The sequence below is a fragment of the Serpentinimonas raichei genome, from assembly GCF_000828895.1.
GTDB lineage: Bacteria > Pseudomonadota > Gammaproteobacteria > Burkholderiales > Burkholderiaceae_C > Serpentinimonas > Serpentinimonas raichei.
This window is the reverse complement of sequence record NZ_AP014568.1, coordinates 394,142-412,390: the sequence shown is the minus strand read 5'-3', so window position 1 is coordinate 412,390 and position 18,249 is coordinate 394,142. Positions and strand designations below refer to the sequence as shown.

General features: G+C 67.4%; 17 protein-coding genes and 1 pseudogene. 10 read left to right on the top strand and 8 right to left on the bottom strand.

Going from position 1 to position 18,249, the window contains the following annotated elements:
- Window positions 1-9: 9 nt before the first annotated feature.
- The 6 genes from SRAA_RS01980 to xseB all read right to left on the bottom strand — a co-directional run bounded on the left by SRAA_RS01980 (window position 10) and on the right by xseB (window position 7,014).
- The gene (locus SRAA_RS01980) at window positions 10-1,848 is read right to left on the bottom strand and encodes a TRAP transporter large permease (protein WP_045530676.1); all 1,839 of its coding nucleotides are present in this window, start codon (window positions 1,846-1,848) and stop codon (window positions 10-12) included.
- Entirely contained in the window at window positions 1,845-2,480 is a 636-nt protein-coding gene (locus SRAA_RS01975; RefSeq protein ID WP_082039852.1) for a TRAP transporter small permease subunit, read from the bottom strand. Before SRAA_RS01975 ends, SRAA_RS01980 begins: the two co-directional genes overlap by 4 nt.
- 130 nt (window positions 2,481-2,610) lie before the next feature.
- Window positions 2,611-3,753, bottom strand: a complete 1,143-nt coding sequence (locus tag SRAA_RS01970) for a TRAP transporter substrate-binding protein (protein ID WP_045530675.1) — start codon at window positions 3,751-3,753, stop codon at window positions 2,611-2,613.
- A 169-nt stretch (window positions 3,754-3,922) separates the two neighbouring features.
- Window positions 3,923-5,800 carry a 1-deoxy-D-xylulose-5-phosphate synthase gene (dxs, locus tag SRAA_RS01965; RefSeq protein WP_045533101.1) on the bottom strand — a complete coding sequence of 626 codons (1,878 nt, stop codon included), beginning with the start codon at window positions 5,798-5,800 and terminating at the stop codon, window positions 3,923-3,925.
- An 18-nt stretch (window positions 5,801-5,818) separates the two neighbouring features.
- The gene (locus tag SRAA_RS01960; protein ID WP_045530674.1) at window positions 5,819-6,772 is read right to left on the bottom strand and encodes a polyprenyl synthetase family protein; all 954 of its coding nucleotides are present in this window, start codon (window positions 6,770-6,772) and stop codon (window positions 5,819-5,821) included.
- Window positions 6,769-7,014, bottom strand: coding sequence for an exodeoxyribonuclease VII small subunit (gene xseB, locus SRAA_RS01955; RefSeq protein WP_045533099.1), 246 nt, complete (start codon window positions 7,012-7,014; stop codon window positions 6,769-6,771). The genes SRAA_RS01960 and xseB overlap by 4 nt, the downstream gene beginning before the upstream one ends.
- Before the next feature lie 243 nt (window positions 7,015-7,257).
- Between xseB and SRAA_RS01950 the strand changes: the two genes are divergently transcribed.
- On the top strand, window positions 7,258-8,418 hold the full coding sequence (locus SRAA_RS01950) for an aromatic ring-hydroxylating oxygenase subunit alpha (protein WP_045530673.1): 1,161 nt from the start codon (window positions 7,258-7,260) through the stop codon (window positions 8,416-8,418).
- Between the two features lie 54 nt (window positions 8,419-8,472).
- On the opposite strand, the gene SRAA_RS01945 is transcribed toward SRAA_RS01950, so the two are convergent.
- The gene (locus SRAA_RS01945) at window positions 8,473-10,173 is read right to left on the bottom strand and encodes an alkaline phosphatase D family protein (RefSeq protein WP_082039851.1); all 1,701 of its coding nucleotides are present in this window, start codon (window positions 10,171-10,173) and stop codon (window positions 8,473-8,475) included.
- Window positions 10,174-10,416: 243 nt separating this feature from the next.
- Here SRAA_RS01945 and gspF point away from each other — a divergent pair, with 243 nt between their 5' ends.
- Window positions 10,417-11,637, top strand: a complete 1,221-nt coding sequence (gspF, locus tag SRAA_RS01940) for a type II secretion system inner membrane protein GspF (protein WP_045530672.1) — start codon at window positions 10,417-10,419, stop codon at window positions 11,635-11,637.
- A 38-nt stretch (window positions 11,638-11,675) separates the two neighbouring features.
- Here the strand turns inward: gspF and SRAA_RS12000 are convergent, their stop codons facing one another.
- Window positions 11,676-12,215, bottom strand: a complete 540-nt coding sequence (locus tag SRAA_RS12000) for a hypothetical protein (RefSeq protein WP_144318683.1) — start codon at window positions 12,213-12,215, stop codon at window positions 11,676-11,678.
- A gap of 145 nt (window positions 12,216-12,360) precedes the next feature.
- Here SRAA_RS12000 and gspG point away from each other — a divergent pair, with 145 nt between their 5' ends.
- The 8 genes and pseudogenes from gspG (at window position 12,361) to SRAA_RS01895 (ending at window position 18,244) form a co-directional block, all read left to right on the top strand.
- Window positions 12,361-12,738, top strand: a complete 378-nt coding sequence (gene gspG, locus SRAA_RS01930) for a type II secretion system major pseudopilin GspG (RefSeq protein WP_231849376.1) — start codon at window positions 12,361-12,363, stop codon at window positions 12,736-12,738.
- 60 nt (window positions 12,739-12,798) lie between these two features.
- Window positions 12,799-13,305: a prepilin-type N-terminal cleavage/methylation domain-containing protein gene (locus SRAA_RS01925; protein ID WP_045530671.1), complete on the top strand. Its 507-nt coding sequence runs from the start codon at window positions 12,799-12,801 to the stop codon at window positions 13,303-13,305.
- A gap of 104 nt (window positions 13,306-13,409) precedes the next feature.
- Window positions 13,410-13,790: pseudogene (gene gspI / locus SRAA_RS01920) on the top strand (type II secretion system minor pseudopilin GspI); the annotation flags it as partial.
- Entirely contained in the window at window positions 13,791-14,522 is a 732-nt protein-coding gene (locus tag SRAA_RS01915) for a PulJ/GspJ family protein (protein WP_045530670.1), read from the top strand.
- The gene (gspK, locus tag SRAA_RS01910; protein WP_082039849.1) at window positions 14,519-15,541 is read left to right on the top strand and encodes a type II secretion system minor pseudopilin GspK; all 1,023 of its coding nucleotides are present in this window, start codon (window positions 14,519-14,521) and stop codon (window positions 15,539-15,541) included. The genes SRAA_RS01915 and gspK overlap by 4 nt, the downstream gene beginning before the upstream one ends.
- Before the next feature lie 50 nt (window positions 15,542-15,591).
- Window positions 15,592-16,824 carry a type II secretion system protein GspL gene (gene gspL / locus SRAA_RS01905; RefSeq protein ID WP_052467443.1) on the top strand — a complete coding sequence of 411 codons (1,233 nt, stop codon included), beginning with the start codon at window positions 15,592-15,594 and terminating at the stop codon, window positions 16,822-16,824.
- Window positions 16,821-17,357, top strand: a complete 537-nt coding sequence (gspM, locus tag SRAA_RS01900; protein ID WP_045530669.1) for a type II secretion system protein GspM — start codon at window positions 16,821-16,823, stop codon at window positions 17,355-17,357. Before gspL ends, gspM begins: the two co-directional genes overlap by 4 nt.
- Window positions 17,354-18,244: a hypothetical protein gene (locus tag SRAA_RS01895; RefSeq protein WP_052467442.1), complete on the top strand. Its 891-nt coding sequence runs from the start codon at window positions 17,354-17,356 to the stop codon at window positions 18,242-18,244. Before gspM ends, SRAA_RS01895 begins: the two co-directional genes overlap by 4 nt.
- The last annotated feature ends 5 nt before the right edge of the window (window positions 18,245-18,249 follow it).

Here is an 18,249-nt window from a genome sequence, read left to right as displayed (position 1 = left end):
GCGCCCTACTCAACGGGCAGGCGCAGGCTCGGGCGCTGTGGCTGCGCCTGCCTCACCGTTTGCTGGGGCTGGATCGAGCGGTGCGCCATTGGCTGGGGCGCCATCGACCGGCGCAGGCTCGTCCCACATGCCGGCACCGCCCCACTGCCCTTGCTCCTGTTCCTGACCCGGCACTTGGTTGCCCGGCTCGGCCCCATGAAAGCCCGGGATTTGCTGCAAGCGCCGCTGCACCTCGGCCTCGTCGGCCAGTTCCACCTGCTCGATTTGCCCCGTCACCAGGTTCGGATAGGCAATCAGCGCACCCACCATCATGAGTTGCATCAGCACGAAGGCGATCGAGCCTTTGTAGATCTGCTCGGTGGTGACACCGGCCACGCGCTTCTTGGTGATGGAGTCGAGGTAGTCGTTGCGCGGGGCCACGCTGCGCAGGTAAAACAGCGCGAAGCCAAAGGGCGGGGTCAGGAACGAGGTTTGCAGGTTCATCGCCAAAATGACGCCAAACCAGACTAGGTTGATGTCCAGCATCTTGGCCACCGGCAACAGCAAGGGCACGACGATGAAGGCGATCTCGAAGAAGTCGATGAAAAAGCCCAGCAGGAACACCAGCAGGTTGGCGACCAGCAGGAAACCGAGTTGCCCGCCCGGCAGTCCGTCGAACAGCGCCTTGACCCAGATGGGCCCGTCGGCGGCGTTGAAGGTAAAGCCGAACACGGTCGCGCCGATCAGGATGAACATCACGAAGATGGCCAGCCGGGCGCTGTTTTCCAGCGCCTGCTTGAGCAGCTTATAGCTCAGGCGCCTGCGCGCCAGCGACATGATCAAGGCCCCCACGGCCCCCATGGCACCGCCCTCGGTCGGGGTGGCAATGCCCAAGAAGATCGTGCCCAGCACCAGAAAGATCAGCACCAGCGGCGGAATCAGCACGAAGGTGACGCGCTCGGCCAGCTTGGAGATCAGCCCCAGGCGCAGCCCCTTGTTGGCCAAGGCCAGCACCAAGGCCACCAAGGCACCGGCGAGCATCGACATGATGAAGGTCTCGTCGGCCGGGGCGTCGGCAATGCGCTCGAACCAGCGGTGCATCATCTGGTTGTGCACCTGCGCCCAGGCATAGCCGGCCAAGGTGGCCAGCGCCATCAGCACGATCAGCGAGCGGTGCCCGCTGGAGCCGGTGGGCTCGTTGTAGATGCGCGCATCGGGTGGCAGCGGCGGCATCCACTGCGGCTTGACGACGGCAATGCCAATCACGAACGCCAGGTACAGGCCGATCAGCATCAGGGCCGGCAGCATGGCACCGGCGTACATATCGCCCACCGAGACGCCGAGCTGGTCGGCCAGCACGATCAGCACCAGCGAAGGCGGCAAAATCTGCGCCAGCGTGCCCGAAGCGGTAATGACTCCGGTTGCGATGGGGCGGTTGTAGCCGTAGCGCAGCATGATGGGCAGCGAGATCAGGCCCATGGAAATCACCGCCGCCGCCACCACGCCGGTGGTCGCCGCCATGAGGGCACCAACCAGCACCACCGCCACCGCCAGGCCGCCGTGCAAGGGGCCAAAGACCTGGCCCACGGTTTCCAGCAAGTCCTCGGCCATGCCGCTGCGCTCGAGGATGATGCCCATCAGGGTGAAGAATGGGATGGCCAGCAGAATTTCGTTCTGCATGATGCCAAACACGCGCAAGGGCAGCGCCTGAAACAGGGTGGCCGGAAACAGACCCAGCTCCATGCCCAGCAAGCCAAACAGCAAGCCCACGGCCGAGAGCGCAAAACCAACCGGAAAGCCGGTGAGCAGGAAAAATATCAGCCCCAGAAACATCAGGGGCACGAAGATGCTGATGAGAAATTCGATCATGATTTGCGTCCTCCATCAGCCAGCACAGCCGCAGCCGCAGCGCTTTCGATGCGGTCGTGCTCGGCCAAGGCGATTTCACGCGCCAGTTGCTCGACGTCGCTGGAAGCCCCTTGGGCCAGCGCATCGGGGCCGCCACCGTAGAGGAAATGGAAGCGTTTGATGAGCTCAGAAATGGCCTGCAGCGCCAGCAAGGCAAAGCCGGCCGGGATCATCAGGTAAGCCGGCCAGCGGATCAGGCCGCCGGCGTTGGGCGACATTTCGCCCGTCACCCAAGAGCGCTCGAACACCGGCCAACCCAAAATGATCATCAGGTAGCACAGGGGCAGCAAAAAGACCAAGATGCCGACCACATCGATCCAGTTGCGCGTGCGCGCCGTCAGGCGGCTGGAGACCACATCGATGCGCACATGGGCGTTGCGCAAAAAGACAAACCCGGCCCCAAGCAGGAACACGGCACCGAACAGGTACCACTGGATTTCCAGCCAGGCGTTGGAGCTGATGTGCAGGGCGTAGCGGCTGATGGCGTTGGCGGTGCTGATCAAGACGATCAGCAAAATCAGCCACATCGCCACCTTGCCGACGGCTGTGTTGAGGGCGTCGATGGCGCGCGAAAAAAGGAGGAGGTATTTCATACAAGCTAACCTTCACAATGGCATGACACTGTGATTTTTTATGACAACCAGCGTTCCATTGGATACAAAAACGCCCCGCCAAACAGCGGCGGGGCGTTGAAACGGGGCGGGCGGTGCGCCCGCCGCCACATCACAGGCGGTTGTTGCGGCCCTGAAGCTGCATGTAGCTGTCGAAGCTGGCTTCGGCCAAGCCGTGCCACAGCACCTGGTCGCGGCGGAAGGCGATTTGATGGTCGTAGAGCTTCTTCCAGCGCGGGTTGGTGGCGTTGAGTTCTTCGTACAGCGTGTGTGCGGCGCGAAACGCTGTATCCATGACCGCGCGCGGGAAGGGCATCAGGCGCGTGCCGCCGGCCACCAGGCGCTTGAGGGCGGCCGGGTTGAGGGCATCGTAGCGCGCCAGCATGGTGGTGTGGGCCAGTGTGGCCGCTTGGTTGACGATCGCCTTGTACTCGGGCGACAGGGCGTTGAAAGCGGTCTTGTTGACCAGCAGGTCGAGCTGGGTGCCGGCTTCCCAAAAGCCTGGGTAGTAGTAGAACGGGGCCACACGGTGAAAGCCGAGTTTCTCGTCGTCGTAGGGGCCGACGAACTCGGCACCGTCTACCGTGCCGCGCTCCAGCGCCTGGTAGATCTCGCCCGCCGGCATGGCCAGTGGCACCATGCCAATGCGCTCCAGCACCCGCCCAGCAAAGCCACCGGCACGGAAACGCAAGCCCTGCAGGTCGGCTGGAGTGCGGATTTCGCGGCGGAACCAGCCGCCCATTTGCACTCCGGTGTTGCCGCAGGCGAAGTTGACCAGATTGAAGGTGTCGAGCAGTTCGCGGCTCAAGGCCAGCCCGCCGCCTTCAAAGAACCAAGAGGTCATCTGGCGTCCGTTGAGGCCAAAGGAAATGCCGCCGTTGGCAAGAGCCAAGGCGTCGTCTTTGCCGAAGAAGAAGTAAGTGGCGGTGTGGGCGGCTTCGATGGCACCCGTTTGGGCAGCGTCAAACACGCCCATGGCAGGCACGATTTCACCGGCTGGGTGCGTGCTGACCTGGAACTTGCCACCGGTGGCGTCGGAGACGGCCTTGGCGAACACTTCGGCCGCGCCCCAAATGGTGTCGAGCGCACGCGGGAAGGTCGAGGCCAAGCGCCAGCGCACGGTCTCGCCGGTGATGACGGCCGGGGCTGCGGGGGCTGCGGCCGGTGCTGCAGCCTGTTCGCGTGGGCCACAAGCGGCCAGCAAGCCAGCTACACCAACTGCGCCAGTGCCGGCGATGATTGAGCGACGATCCATTGAGTGACTCCGATTGAGTAGTTTTGGGGTAAATGCCGCAGGCTTCACTGCTTCAGAAAGCAGGCGACTGCCAAAGATTGTAGGTTGCGCATAAGGGTTCAAACGGCCACGTAAACCCTAGGTCGCGATGCAATCGGTTGAAAAAATATCAAACTCTAAGCACCCGGATTCACGCATCCGATGCGGCAGGCAATTCTGCAAAGGCCGGCCAAGCGTGCACGCTGGCCTCGATGCCGGCCGCATCCAGCCCCAGCAGCGTCATCAGCTTGTGCGGGTCGCCGTGCTCGATGAAGCGGTCTGGCAGCCCCAGCCGCAGCACGGGGCGCAGCAGGCCCTCCTCTTGCAGGGCTTCCAGCACCGCCGATCCCGCCCCGCCGGCCAAGGCGCCCTCTTCCAGCGTGACTAGGCAGTCGTGCTGCTGCGCCAGCTCGCGCAGCAACGCACGGTCCAGCGGCTTGGCCCAGCGCATATTGGCCACCGTGGCGTTTAGCCGCTCGGCCGCTTGCAGCGCCGGGTAGAGCAAGGTGCCAAAAGCCAGCAGGGCTACGCGCTGGCCACGGCGGCGCACTTCGCCTTGGGCAAAGGGCAGGCCTTGCAAATCGCTCGGCAATGGCGTACCGGCCCCGCTGCCGCGCGGGTAGCGCACCGCCACCGGGTGCGCTTGCTGGTAGGCGGTGCAGAGCAACTGGTAGCACTCGGCCTCGTCGGCCGGGCAGGCGATCGACACATTGGGGATGCAGCGCAAGAAGGGGATGTCGTAAGCCCCGGCGTGGGTCGGGCCGTCGGCCCCGACGATGCCAGCGCGGTCCAGCGCAAACAGCACCGGCAGCTTTTGCAAGGCCACATCGTGTATCAACTGGTCGTAGGCGCGCTGCAAAAAAGTGGAGTAGATCGCCACCACCGGCTTCAGCCCCTCGCAAGCCAGCCCGGCGGCGAAGGTGACGGCGTGCTGCTCGGCAATGCCCACATCGTGGTAGCGCTCGGGGAAGCGCTGATGAAACTCCACCATGCCCGAGCCTTCGCGCATGGCCGGGGTGATGCCCACCAGGCGCTCGTCGTGCGCCGCCATGTCGCACAGCCAGCGCCCAAACACCTGGCTGAAAGTGAGACGGGGCGCTTGCGCCGGGCTTTGCAGCCCGACTGCGGGGTCGAACTTGCCCGGCCCGTGGTAAGCAATCGGGTCGGCTTCGGCCAGCTTGTAGCCTTGGCCTTTTTTGGTCACCACGTGCAGGAACTGCGGCCCCGGCAGGCGCCGGATGTTCTCCAGCATCGGGATCAGGGCGTCGAGGTCGTGGCCGTCGATCGGTCCGATGTAGTTGAAGCCAAATTTTTCGAACAGGGTGATCGGCAGCACCAGGCCCTTGGCCCCTTCTTCGAGCCGCCGCGCCAGCTCCAGCAGCGGCGGCGCCACGCCCAGCACCTGCTTGCCCACCTGTTTGGCGGCCGAGTAAAAGCGCCCGCTCAGGAGCTGCCCCAGGTAGCGGTTCAGCGCCCCCACCGGCGGGCTGATCGACATGTCGTTGTCGTTGAGGATCACCAACAGCTTGGCCTGCTCCAGCACGCCGGCGTTGTTGAGCGCCTCGAAGGCCATGCCGGCGGTCATGGCGCCGTCACCGATCACGGCCACCGCGTGCCGGTCGGTGCCCTGCTGCTGCGCCGCCACCGCCATGCCCAGCGCGGCCGAAATGCTGGTGGATGAGTGCGCGGTGCCAAAGGTGTCGTATTCGCTCTCGGTGCGCACCGGAAAGCCGCTCACCCCGCCCCACTGGCGCAGGGTGTGCATGCGCTCGCGCCGGCCAGTAAGGATTTTGTGTGGATAGGTCTGGTGCCCCACGTCCCACACCAGCCGGTCGTGCGGGGTGTTGAATACGTAATGCAGCGCCACCGTGAGCTCGACCGTGCCGAGGTTGGAGCTCAGGTGGCCACCGGTCTGGGCTACGCTGTGCAGCAAAAACTGGCGCAGTTCGTCGGCCAAGGGGCGCAACTGGGCGCGCGGCAGGCGGCGCAAATCGGCCGGGGAGTGGATGGTTTCGAGCAAGCCAGTCATGGGGGTGGGATTCATCATTCAGTTTGAGCGCTGCAGCACCCAGTCGGCCAGCGCGTGCAGGGTTTGCGGCGCGGGCAGCGCGCCTTCGTGCAGGGCGGCTTGGGCCTGCTGCTGCAGCGCGAGGGCGTAGGCGCGCGCGCCGTCGAGCCCCAGCAGCGAAACGAAAGTGGGTTTGTCGGCGGCGGCGTCTTTGCCGGCGGTCTTGCCCAAGGTGGCGGAGTCGGCCACCACGTCGAGCACGTCGTCGATGACCTGAAACGCCAGCCCGAGCGCCGCGCCGTAGCGCGTCAGGGCCGCCAGCGCAGCGGCATCGGCCCCACCAGCCAGCGCCCCCATCTGCACGCTGGCCCGCAGCAGGGCGCCGGTCTTGCGCCGGTGCATGTCTTCGAGCTCGGCCAGGTTCAGCTGCCGCCCCACGGCCGCCAAGTCGATCGCCTGCCCGCCCGCCATGCCTTGGTGGCCGCTGGCTTGCGCCAAGCACAGGCCGAGCCGTGCCGCCAGGGCCGCCGTTTCGGTGGCCTGGGCCAAACCCAGCACCTGCTCAAAGGCCAGCGCCTGCAGCGCGTCGCCCGCCAACAGCGCGGTGGCCTCACCAAAGCGCACGTGCGCGGTGGGCTTGCCCCGGCGCAGCACGTCGTTGTCCATGCAAGGCAGGTCGTCGTGCACCAGCGAGTAGGCGTGGATCAGCTCCACCGCGCAGGCGCAGCGCCGGGCTGCTTCGTGGCTGGCCGGGCCCAGGGAGGCACCGGCAACCGCCTCCGCCGCCGCCCAAACCAGCAGCGGGCGCAGGCGCTTGCCGCCGTCGAGCACGGCGTAGCGCATGGCAGCGCCCAACTCAGCCGGGGCCTGCTGCGGCAGCGCCGCCTCCAGCGCCGCTTCCACCTCGGTCAAGCGCGCGGTGCTCCACGCAGCAAAAACGCCCAGCGCGGGCGAGACGAGGGGCGTTGCCTGGGCTGGTGCAGGGGCGCTCATGGGGTGGCCGTCCAAGGGCGCTCGCTGCCGTTTTCCAGCACCGTGAGCTGCTGCTCCAGCGCGTCGAGGCGGGCGCGGCAGTAGGCCAGCAACTCGTTGCCGCGTTGGTACTGCGTCAGCAGCTCGTCCAAGGGCAACTGGCCGGCATCGAGCCGCGTCAGCAGGGCGTCAAGCTCCTGCGTCGCTGCCTCGAAGGTGGCTGGGGTGGGGGCAGCAGCGGGGCTGGCTTTGGATTTGGGCATGGGAGTGGCAAAAAAACCAAGGCCGCGCATCGGGCTGCGGCAGAAAGGCTGGATTTTAGGCGCTCGCGCCCTTTGCGTGTGCAGCTGTGACCCGACCCCGGGAACCCCGGGGGTACAATCGCGCTCCCTTGTTTTCAACTCGAAGGAGTTGTTTCACCCTTAGTCCGCGCCGATCCGTTGCTTCGCACCGTCACGCGCTTCCCTGCCCCTTAATAGGGGGAGTCTCTCGAGGTCAGGACCATCATGTCTGATTTGAGTCTTCCATTGCAGCAGGCCGAAAGCCAATTGCCCGTTTCCAGCTATTTTGACGAGGCGCTGTTGCAGCGCGAGTTGGAGCTGATCTTTCAGCGTGGGCCCCGCTACGTGGGGCATGTGAATTCGGTGCCCGAACTGGGTGATTACTATGCCTTGCCACACGAAGGCGAAGGGCGGGCGCTGGTGCGCACCGCGCAAGGCGTGGAGCTGGTGAGCAACGTCTGCCGGCACCGCCAGGCCGTGATGCTCAAGGGCCGCGGCAACCTGCAACAACAACAAAGCGGGCACGGCGGCGGCCACATCGTCTGCCCGCTGCACCGCTGGACTTACGCCGGCGGCGGCACCGAACACAGCGGCCGGCTGGGCGAGCTGATCGGCGCGCCACACTTTGCCCACGACCCCTGCCTGAACCTGCAGCGCTTCCCGCTGCGTGAGTGGAACGGCCTGCTGTTCGAAGACAACGGGCGCGACATCGCCGCCGACTTGGCCGGCTTGGAGCGCCTGCCCGAGCTCAACTTCGAGGGCATGGTGCTGGGCCACGTGGAGCTGCATCAGTGCCACTACAACTGGAAAACCTTCATCGAGGTTTACCTAGAGGACTACCACGTGGTGCCCTTCCACCCCGGATTGGGCCGCTTCGTCACCTGCGACGACCTGCGCTGGAGCTTCAAGCCCGAGTATTCGGTGCAAACGGTGGGGGTGCAAAACCTGCAGCAAGGCGGCGGCAGCCCGGTTTACAAGCACTGGCAGGAGGTGCTGCTGCGCTACCGCAACGGCCAGTTGCCCGAACGCGGCGCGGTCTGGCTCACCTACTACCCACACCTGATGGTGGAGTGGTACCCGCACGTGCTCACGGTCTCGACCGTACACCCGATCAGCCCCGGCCAGACGCTGAACCGGGTCGAGTTCTACTACCCCGAAGATATCGCCGCCTTCGAGCCCGAGTTCGTGGCCGCCCAGCGCGCCGCCTATATGGAAACCTGCCTCGAAGACGACGAAATCGGCGAGCGCATGGACGCTGGCCGCAAAGCCCTGCTGGCGCGCGGCACCAGCGAAGTCGGCCCCTACCAAAGCCCGATGGAAGACGGGATGCAGCACTTTCACGAGTGGTACCGCTCGCGCATGGGGGCGCATGTGAATGCTGCCTGAGCGCCGACCCGACAAGCTGCGGTCACAGCCCCTCGATGCCCCCTATGCGCACCCTCAGGCACTCACGCTCAACGACTGACTGGTGTCCAGCGTGTACGTGCGGGTTTTGACGCTGCTGACGAAGTGCCAGGTGCCGCGCGCATGCTGGGGCGTGAACTCCATCAGCAAAAAGCCGCGCCGGCCGGTGTCGGCAAATCGCAGATCGCCCACCACGCCGCGGAAAATCTGCTGCGTCTGGACGGGCGTCAGGCCGATCAGGTATTCCTCCAGACCGGGCGAGCTGATGCTCTGGGTGGCGAATTCGTTGCCGACCACGGTTCCGTCCATCAGCGTCAGGCGGCTGGCCCAGGCGTTGTGGGTGTCGCCCGCCAGCACCACCAGCCGCTTGTTCAACTGGCGCGCCATGCCCAGCAGCATTTCGCGCTCGACCGGGTAGCCGTCCCAGGCGTCGAGGTTGTAGCCCAACTGCGGGTTCTGGACCGGGTCCAGCAAGGCGCGCTGCGCGGCGGTCAAACTCGCCGGGGCTTGCGCCTGCGTCGCCAGCGCCGTCAGGTATTCGGTCACAGCCTGTTGGCCGGCCGCCACGGCTGCGGGCGAGGTGTTGGCCGGGTTGAGGTGCTGCAACACGCTGACTGGGAATGTCATGCGCGCCATCAGCACCGGCTGGCCAAGCACCTCCCAGGTGGCGCGCGAGGCGGCCATGCGGCCTTGCAACCACTGCAGTTGCTCCCGGCCCATCATGGTGCGGGTGGCGGATGCCAGGGTGGCGCGCGCGGCTGCAGCGGTGGCTGGATTGACCAATTCTTGCACTTCCAGCGGCCGGTCGCGCGCCAGCAGGCGCGTTTCCAGCAGATGCAGCGCCAGCAGCCCGCCAAAATCAAAGCTGCGGTTGATGGAGCGCAGATTGGCCGGGTTGGGTGAGCGCACCGGCAACCACTCGTGCCAGGCTTGTATGGCGGCGTCGCGGCGGGCGTTGAAGGCTCCTTCGGTGGAGGGGTCGTGTTCCTGGGCACCAGCTACCCAAGAGTTATTGGCCAGCTCGTGGTCGTCCCAAATGGCGATCAGGGGCAGCGCCGCGTGCATCACTTTGCTGTCGGGGTCGGAACGGTACTGCGCGTAGCGGCGCCGGTAGTCCGACAGGGTGATGAGTTCGGTGGCTGGGTTGGCCTGCAAGCGCTCGGCGGGCGCGTTGAGGCCGGTAAAAACCCCGGTGGGGTATTCGTAAATGTAGTCGCCTAGGTGCAGCGCAAACTGCGCCCCGGAGCGCGTGACTTCTGAGTAGGCATGGAAAAAACCCGCGGGGAAGTTGGAGCAACTCATCACCGCCATGCTGACTTGGCTTGCCCCGGCGGCGGGCAGGGTGCGGGTGCGCCCGACTGGGGAGCTGTGCACGCCAAAGCGGAAGCGGTAAAAATATTCGCGCCCCGGTGCCAGCCCGCCGGCATCGGCTTTCACGGTATGACCGGTAGCGGCTGCAGCCACAGCGCTGCCGCTGGAGACCATGGCCGTGAAGGCGGCGTCGCTGGCCACTTCCCAAGTCAGGGCCACATCGACGCTGGAGTCGGGGAATTGTGCGTGCGTCCAGAGCATCACGCGGTCGACCAGCGGATCGCCACTGGCCACTCCAAAGGAGAATTGGGGTGGCACCGAGTCACCACCGTCGCCCAAGCAACCGGTGAGGGCGGTGCCGGCACCGGCTACAGCGGCCACCGAGGCCAGGCGGATGACGAAATCGCGTCGAGAGGCTTGCTGCATGCGGGGGCTCCGGAGGGTTGTGGTGAAAATTGAGAACCGGCCATGGCACGCCAAACAGGCGCGCCCCACTTTCTACACCATTTTCGTGACGCTGCCGCGACCTGCTGCAAACCAAGTCTGCGGCTTTGGAGCTTGCATAGGGGGTTGCATAACCGCCATTTCTTGCTTTCAGCGGCCCAATTGCTAGCTTTTCTGCTGATGCAATCCGATCCGTCCACCTCGGTCCGCCCCTAAAATGAGCCCATGCCCGCCTACAGCTATCAAGCCCTCGACGCCCAAGGGCGCGCTCACCGTGGCCTGATCGAGGCCGAATCGGCGCGGCTGGCGCGTGGCTTGCTGCGCGCGCGCAGCCTGGTGCCACTGGAACTCAAGCCCGCCGCCCAAACCCAAGAGGGCAGCGGCTGGAACCCCACCCTGTGGCAGCGGCGTGTGCTCGGCCACACCGCGCTGCTGCTGTTTACCCAGCAGTTGGCGGCCTTGCTGGGGGCCGGTTTGCCGCTCGAACGGGTGTTGGCGGTGCTGGCCGATGAAGCCGAGCACGCCGCGCAGCGCAGCCTGCTGTTTGGCTTGCGCGCCGAAGTCAACGCCGGCTCCAGCTTGGCGCGTGCGCTGGGCCACTACCCGCGTGAGTTTGATGCCAGCTTTTTGGCCGTGGTCGCCGCTGGCGAGCAGGGCGGGCAACTGGGCTTGGTGCTGCAGCGCTTGGCCGACGACATGCAGCAGCGCGAGCAGTTGCGCCAGCGCGTGCTGGCGGCGGCGCTGTACCCGGCCATCGTCACCGTTTTTGCACTGGCGATCGTGGTTTTTCTGATGAGCTACGTGGTGCCCCAGGTGGCGCAAGCCTTTGCGGGCGGGCAACGCAGCCTGCCGACCTTAACCGTGCTGATGCTGGCCGCCAGCGACTTGCTGCGCCAGTGGGGCTGGCTGCTGGCGCTGCTGCTGGCCAGTGCCGGCATGGCCTTGGCGTGGGCGCGCAAGCAGCCGGCTCTGCGCCTGCGGTTGGATGCGGCTTGGTTGCGCCTGCCCCTGCTGGGGCCGCTGGCGCAGGGTTACAACGCGGCCCGCTTTGCTGCCACCCTGGCCATGCTGGCCGGTGCCGGGGTGCCCATCCTGCGCGCCCTGCACACCGCCGCCGACACCTTGCACAACCAGGCCTTGCGCGCCGACGCCTTGGCCGCGCTGGTGCTGGTGCGCGAAGGGGCGCCGCTGGCCAACGCACTGGCCGCCAAGCAGCGCTTTCCTGGGTTGCTGCCGCTCTTTGCCCGCTTGGGCGAGCAAACCGGCCAATTGCCCACCATGCTGCAGCGTGCGGCCGACCAACTGGGCAGCGAGGTGCAGCGCCGCGCCACCCGCATGGCCACGGTGCTGGAGCCGCTGCTCATCATCGGCATGGGGATGGTGGTGTTGCTGATCGTGCTGGCGGTGATGCTGCCCATCATCGAACTCAACCAGTTGGTGCAATAGCTACAGGGCTGCTGCTGGATGCCCCAGAGGGTTGCGGTTTATTCGGTCTGCGGCAGCGCCAGCCGGCGCTCACCGCTTTGGCCAGCCGGGGCCGCCAGCACCACCTCGGTGGCGCTGAGCGAATGCAGCACCCAACCATCGGGCAGCGCTTGGCCTACGCGCAGCGCCCGGGCTGGCTGCCCGGCTTCGGCCAGCAAAGCCACCCCGTGCCCGTGGCCGTCGCTGACCACGCCCAGCAATTGCAGCACCGTGGCCGCCGACAGGGGCTCACCTTGCCCGGCAAGGTTGGGCGCAGCCGCTTGCGCACCCAAAGCGCGCGCCACCTGCTCGGCCTGCACTTGCACTGCGGGGGGGGCAGCCGGTGGCAGCGGCACCGGGTTGGGCTGCCACCACGGCCTGGCCCAAAAGGCCAGCGACAATCCCACCAGCGCCCACACCAGCAGCGCGGCCAGCACCGGCCCGAGCTGGACGCGCCCACCCTGCACCCGGCGTCCCACACGCCCGCCCCGCCCTAGGGCTGCAACGGCGGGCGTACCCGAGGGCAGACTTAGGTTGGGCGTGCGCAGCAATGGTTTCATGGGCACCGATTATGATGCCATGATCTTGACCTCGAGCTTTGGGAGCCTTCGATTGCACACCTCACTGCGCCTGACTGATCTGCACGCACGCGCCAGCGCCCACCGGCGTTCGCACCGCAGCCGTGGCTTTACTTTGATCGAGCTGATGGTGATTTTGGTCATCATCGGCGTGCTGGCGGCGCTGATCGTGCCCAACGTGCTCGATCGGGCCGACGACGCGCGCGTCACCGCCGCCCGCACCGACGTCAACAACCTGATGCAAGCCCTGCGCCTGTACCGGCTCGATAACCAAGCCTTTCCCAGCACCGAGCAGGGCCTGGAGGCGCTGGTGCAACGCCCCACCACAGCCCCCGCCCCGCCCAACTGGCGCCCCTACATCGAGCGCTTGCCCACCGACCCCTGGGGCCGCCCCTACCGCTACCTCAACCCGGGCGTGCATGGGCCGGTGGACGTGCTCTCGCTCGGGGCCGACGGCCAGCCCGGTGGCGAAGGCATCAACGCCGACATCGGCAGCTGGCAGTAGCGCCTGCCCACCCCAGCCACCCAGCGGCCCGCCCCGTTGCACAGCGTCAGAGCCCGCCTTGTGCCTCACCGCCCTCGCCCCTTCAGCCCGCGCGGCTTCACCCTGCTGGAGCTGCTGGTGGTGCTGTTCATCGTCGCACTGGCTGCGGGGGCCGTGAGCGTGTCCTTGCGCGACGGCCCGAGCCAGCAGCTCGAACGCGAGGCGCAGCGCCTGGTGGCTTGGCTAGAGGCCGGGCGCGCCCTGTCGCGCGCCAGCGGCAGCGCGCTGCACTGGCAAAGCACGGCCAGCGGCTTTGAGTTTGTTGGCGCGGCTACAGCCGGTGCGCCAGCGGTGCAGAGGGGCCAAATCGCTCAGGGTGCTTCCTTGGCAGGCCCCAAAAACTGGCTCCACCCCGGCGTGCAGGCCCAGGTGCTGCGGCCCGCGCAAGCCCAGGTGCTGCGGCTGGGGCCGGAGCCCATCATCGCCGCCCAAACCCTGAGCTTGCGCTTGGGCGAGCACGAAATCCGCATCGGCAGCAATGGCGCGCTGCCCTTTGCCATCCTGCCCTCCGGCCAAGGTCAACCTTGAGGATTGGCCCGATGCCTGCCCCAGCACACCCAACAGCCCAAGCGCCTGCGCCTGCGGTTGCCGCTTTTCGGGATAAACCAAGTCGCCACGGCCGATGCCCGCGCCCAGCCCCACGCCAGCTTGGCCTCACGCTGATCGAGGTGCTGGTAGCACTCGCCATCGTGGCCATCAGCCTGACGGCTGGCCTGCAAGCCAGCGCCGCCCTGACCCGGCTGGCCGAGCGCCAGTCGCAGCAGTGGTTGGCCCAGTTGTGCGCCGACAACGCGCTCGTGAACCTGCGCCTGCAACCCCAGTTCCCCGCCGTGGGGCGCAGCAGCCAGACTTGCGAGCAAGGCGGTCGCGTGTTTGAGGTCACGCTCGACGTCAGCCCCACCCTGAACCCGAGCTTCAGGCGCGTGCGCGCCGAGGTGCAGGGCCCCAGCAGCACGCCCGAAGCCGCGCCGGTGCAGTTGCTCTCCTTGTTGACCGTGATCGGGCGGCACTGAATGCAGCCGCTGCGCGCTCTCGCCCCCAAGCCATGGCCGCGTCCGCGCACTCGCGGCCTAACGCTGATCGAGCTGCTGGTCGCGCTCACCATCATGTCGGCGCTGGCGCTGTTTAGCTGGCGCGGCCTCGACGGCATGAGCCGCACCGAGTCGCACACCCGCAGCCACACCCAAGGCTGGCTGCAGTGGCAAACCGCGCTGGCGCAGTGGTCGACCGACCTCAACCACCTGCACGAAAACGCCGTGGTGCCCGCGCTGAGCTTCGACGGCCAACTGCTGCGCCTGGTGCGCACCGACCCGCACCCGCCGCCGGACCAAGAGCCGGGACTGGTGGTGGTGGCCTGGGCCTTGAGCCCTGCCAGCGCCGAGGCCCCAGCGCACTGGTCGCGCTGGGTTTCGCCGCCCGTGACGCAGCAGCACGATTTGCTGCGCGCCTGGCAGGCGGCCCAACTGTGGCAGCGCGAGCCCAATGCAGACCTGCCACAGCAGGCGCTGGCGCTGCTGCCGCTGCGCTCGTGGCAGGTGCTGCTCAACCAAGGCGGCCAGTGGCAGCCTGCGACCACACCCGCACAAACCGCACCCAACCAAGCCGCCCCGACCGACCCGGCAGCCCTGCGCGCACCCGAGGGCGTGCGCCTGCTGCTCACACCGCTTGAGGGGCAAGCGGTGCCGGGCGGCCCCATCACCCACGATTGGATCCACCCGCGCGTGGGCGGAGGCAAAAGCGGATGAAGCCCCTCTTGGACCCCGGCACGGGCACTGGCCACAGCCCACTCACCAGCCGCCACGGCAGCCGCACCCCACCCAGCGGTCCGCACAAGCAGCGCGGCGCCGCCCTGCTGCTGGCGCTGCTCACGGCGGCCTTGGCCGCCACCCTGAGCGCATCGGGCTACTGGCAGCAGTGGCAAGCCTGGCAGATCGAGCAAAGCGAGCGCCAGCGCGTGCAATCGGCCTGGCTGCTCACCGGGGCGCTGGACTGGGCGCGCCTGATCTTGCGCGAAGACGCCCGCGCCAGCCAGATCGATCATCTGGCCGAGCCTTGGTCGGTGCCGCTGCAAGAGTCGCGCCTCAACACCTTTTTGGCCGCGCAAGAGCAAAACCCCGAAGCCCTGCTGACCGAGTCTTTTTTATCGGGCCGCATCCACGACATGCAGGCGCGGATGAACCTGCGCAACCTGGTCGAGGGCAGCGGCCAGAACCTGCGGCTCTCTGGCACCGGCATGGCCAGCTTTGCCAAACTGTTTCAGGCCCTCGGCCTGCCGCAGGAAGATCTGCTGCAGTTTTCCGAGCGCCTGCTGCGCACGCTGCAAGCCGGCCAGGGTGCCGCCTTGTTGCCGCAGCATTTTGAACAATTGCAGTGGCTCGGGCTCTCGCCCGCCACCTTGCAGCGCATGGCCGACCACGCCACCTGGCTGCCCGAGCGCACCGCGCTCAACCTCAACACCAGCAGCGAACTGGCGCTCTACGCCAGCGTGCCGGGGCTGGATCGGGCACAGGCGCAGCGCCTGGTGCAGCAGCGCGAGCGCTCCCACTTCACCAGCCTGGAGCAAGCCGCCCCTGCTTTCGGCAGCGCCCGCACGCACATCAACGCCGAACGCTTCACCTTGAGCAGCCGCTATTTTCTGCTGCACGGGCAGTTGCGGCTCGACGAGTTGACGGTGCAAGAGCGCTCGCTGGTGTTGCGCGAGGGCATCAACGTGCGCACCATCTGGCGCCAACGCGGCGGCGCGCCGGTTGCGCCACGAGCCTGAAGTATCATCATCGATTGCTTTTTTTACCGCTTGCGCCCACCCCCCCTACCGTGCTGCTGATCTCACCCCGCCAACCCCTAGCTTGCGACTCGCCCACTGCGCTGTGGGACTGGGTGACGCTGCAGGGCGCAACCCTCACCGGGCAGGGCTGCGACAGCGCCGAGGCGATTGCGCGCCAGCCCGCCACGGTACTGGTGTGGCCGGCGCAGGCTTTGAGCTGGTTGCAATTGAGCCTGCCCAAGGCACCTGCGCACAAGTTGCGCGCCTTGCTCGATGGCCTGCTCGAAGAGCGGCTGCTGAGCGATTTGCCCGATTTGCACTACGCCCTGACCCCAGGTTTTCAGCCCGGCCGCGCCGCCGACACTTGGGTGGCTTGCTGCCAGCGCGAGCCGCTGCATCGGGCCGTGGCCTATTTGCAGTCGATTGAGCACCCGCTGGCTGCGGTGCTGCCCGCTTGCGCGCCGCAGCACCCGCCTTGGGTCTGGGTTTGCGGCAGCAGCGAGGCCCCTGAGCTGCTGGCCAGTGCGGCCCACGGTGCGCTGTGCTGGCCGCTGCAGCCCCAAGCCAGCGCCGCCGACCGCGCCTTGCTGCACAGCAGCTTGCAAGCCGTGGGCGCACTCGAGGCCGGCAGCACGGCCTGGGCCAGCCCGGCGCTGGTTGGCCTGGCCGAGCAGCACTTGCCCGAGCTGGCTTGGCAAACCCGCAGCGGTGCCCACCCTTGGCAGCAGGCGCTGGCCAGCGGCTGGGATTTGGCGCAGTTCGATTTGCACTTGCAAGCACGCAGCGCGCGCTGGCGGTTGGCACTGGAGCAGGTGCGCCAGCACTGGGGCAGCCCAGCTTGGCGGCCGCTGCGCTGGGGCTTGGGGGCCTTGGTGGCGCTGCAGTTGCTGGGCCTGAACCTGAACGCCTGGCAGGCGCGCCAAGAAATCGTGCAGTTGCGCCAGCTCAGCCATGCCACCTTGCAGCAAAGTTTCCCCCAGGTGCAACTGGTGCTCGATGCGCCGCTGCAAATGCAGCGCGAGCTCGACCGCCTGCGCCAAGCGCGCAGCGAACTCAGCCCTAGCGACCTGGAGCCGCTGCTGGAGCAAATGGGGCGCGCCCATTCCCGCAGCCCCTTGGAGTTGCGCCAGTTGCGTTTTGAAGGCGGCAGCGCCGAACTCGCTCACGCCCCCTTGAGCGCGGCGGCGCAGCAGGAGCTGGGCGCGGCGCTGGCCCCCAGCGGCTGGCAATTTCAGCCCCAAAACTCCGAGCGCAGCACCCTGCGCTGGGCCAGCGCCCGATGAAGGCCGCCCTGGCCGTGCTGCAAGCCCGCTGGCGCGCCTTGGCCCAGCGCGAGCGCCGCGCCGCCATCTTGGGTGCGGCCGTGCTGCTGGCTTTTGTGTTGTGGCAGTGGGCCATCCATCCGGCGCTGCGCACCTTGCAACAGGCGCCCGAGCAGCGCGCCGCTGCACTGGCGCAGTGGCAACAGATGCAGGCACTGGCAGCGCAGGCACAGGCCTTGCAGCAAGCCCCGCCCGGGGCCGCGCCCAGCCGCCAAGCCACCTTGCAAGCGCTGCAAGCCCTGAGCCTGAGCCACCTCGGGCCACAGGCGAGCATCAGCGCGCAGCCCGATGCGCTGGCGGTCGCCTTTAGCCAAGCCAGTCCACAGGCGCTGGCCGATTGGCTGCAAGCGGTGCGCCTCAACACCCGCTTGCTGCCACTGCGCGCCGATTTGCAGCGCGCCGATGCCGCCCCCGCCACCCCCGCCGGAGCCTCCCCTGCGGCGCAGTGGAGCGGCACCGTGTGGTTTGGCGGCGCTGGGCTGGCGGCACCATGAAGCCCAACCCATCCGCAACCCTGCCACGGCTGGCGGCGGCGTTTAAAGCGCCCCCCAAGCACGCCCAAGGCAAGGGGGCCGGCACTTGGGCCGCACTGGCGGCGCTCATAGGGCTGCTGCTGGGCCTCCTGCTGGGCCTGGCGCTGTTTGCCCCGGCGCAGTGGCTGGCGCAGGCCGTGAGCAGCGCCAGCGCCGGGCGCATCAACCTGCCCAATGCACAGGGCAGCGTCTGGAATGGCCGCTCCGACCTGCTGCTGAGCGCCGGTGCCGGCAGCCACGACCGCACGGCCTTGGCGCAAGGGCTGCAGTGGCGGCTGCGGCCGCACTGGCAGGGCGGGCCGGCGCTGGCTTGGCAAATCCGCGCGCCTTGCTGCACCCCGCAGCCGCTGGCCGGGGTCTTGAGCCTAGGCTGGCAAAGCGCCACCCTGCACCTCGACGCACACCAAAGCGCCTGGCCGGCCGAATTGCTCAGCGGCCTAGGCAGCCCCTGGAATTCGCTCCATCTGCAAGGCCAGATCGGCCTACACAGCGAAGGGCTGCGCTTGCACCTGCACCTGGGCCGCGCCCAACTGCACGGCAGCCTGGTGCTGCAAGCGCACGGGCTGGCCACCGCGCTCTCCACCCTGCGCCCGCTGGGCAGCTACCAGTTGCACATCGAGGGCAGCCCGCTCGCTGCCTCCGCCCCTTCCGAGCAGCCCACCCAAATCCGCCTCAGCACCCTGGCCGGGCCATTTCAGCTCAGCGGCCAAGGGCAGATCGTCAGTGGCCGCGTGCATTTTCGTGGGCTGGCCGAGTCCGACGAAGCCCATCTGGGCGCCCTGTCGAACCTGCTCAACATGCTGGGCCAGCGCGACGGCCGCCTGCGCGCCCACATCAGAATCGGATGACCCCC

Excerpts from the sequence above, each read along its gene's own strand:
- gspF (WP_045530672.1), top strand. The coding sequence starts at position 10,417 with ATGCCCGCCTACAGCTATCAAGCCCTCGACGCCCAAGGGCGCGCTCAC.
- gspG (WP_231849376.1), top strand. The coding sequence starts at position 12,361 with ATGGTGATTTTGGTCATCATCGGCGTGCTGGCGGCGCTGATCGTGCCC.
- xseB (WP_045533099.1), bottom strand. The coding sequence starts at position 7,014 with ATGCCCAAATCCAAAGCCAGCCCCGCTGCTGCCCCCACCCCAGCCACC.
- SRAA_RS01975 (WP_082039852.1), bottom strand. The coding sequence starts at position 2,480 with ATGAAATACCTCCTCCTTTTTTCGCGCGCCATCGACGCCCTCAACACA.
- SRAA_RS01980 (WP_045530676.1), bottom strand. The coding sequence starts at position 1,848 with ATGATCGAATTTCTCATCAGCATCTTCGTGCCCCTGATGTTTCTGGGG.
- SRAA_RS01960 (WP_045530674.1), bottom strand. The coding sequence starts at position 6,772 with ATGAGCGCCCCTGCACCAGCCCAGGCAACGCCCCTCGTCTCGCCCGCG.
- dxs (WP_045533101.1), bottom strand. The coding sequence starts at position 5,800 with ATGACTGGCTTGCTCGAAACCATCCACTCCCCGGCCGATTTGCGCCGC.
- gspM (WP_045530669.1), top strand. The coding sequence starts at position 16,821 with ATGAAGGCCGCCCTGGCCGTGCTGCAAGCCCGCTGGCGCGCCTTGGCC.
- SRAA_RS01970 (WP_045530675.1), bottom strand. The coding sequence starts at position 3,753 with ATGGATCGTCGCTCAATCATCGCCGGCACTGGCGCAGTTGGTGTAGCT.
- SRAA_RS01945 (WP_082039851.1), bottom strand. The coding sequence starts at position 10,173 with ATGCAGCAAGCCTCTCGACGCGATTTCGTCATCCGCCTGGCCTCGGTG.
- SRAA_RS01895 (WP_052467442.1), top strand. The coding sequence starts at position 17,354 with ATGAAGCCCAACCCATCCGCAACCCTGCCACGGCTGGCGGCGGCGTTT.
- gspK (WP_082039849.1), top strand. The coding sequence starts at position 14,519 with ATGAAGCCCCTCTTGGACCCCGGCACGGGCACTGGCCACAGCCCACTC.
- SRAA_RS01950 (WP_045530673.1), top strand. The coding sequence starts at position 7,258 with ATGTCTGATTTGAGTCTTCCATTGCAGCAGGCCGAAAGCCAATTGCCC.
- SRAA_RS12000 (WP_144318683.1), bottom strand. The coding sequence starts at position 12,215 with ATGAAACCATTGCTGCGCACGCCCAACCTAAGTCTGCCCTCGGGTACG.
- SRAA_RS01915 (WP_045530670.1), top strand. The coding sequence starts at position 13,791 with ATGCAGCCGCTGCGCGCTCTCGCCCCCAAGCCATGGCCGCGTCCGCGC.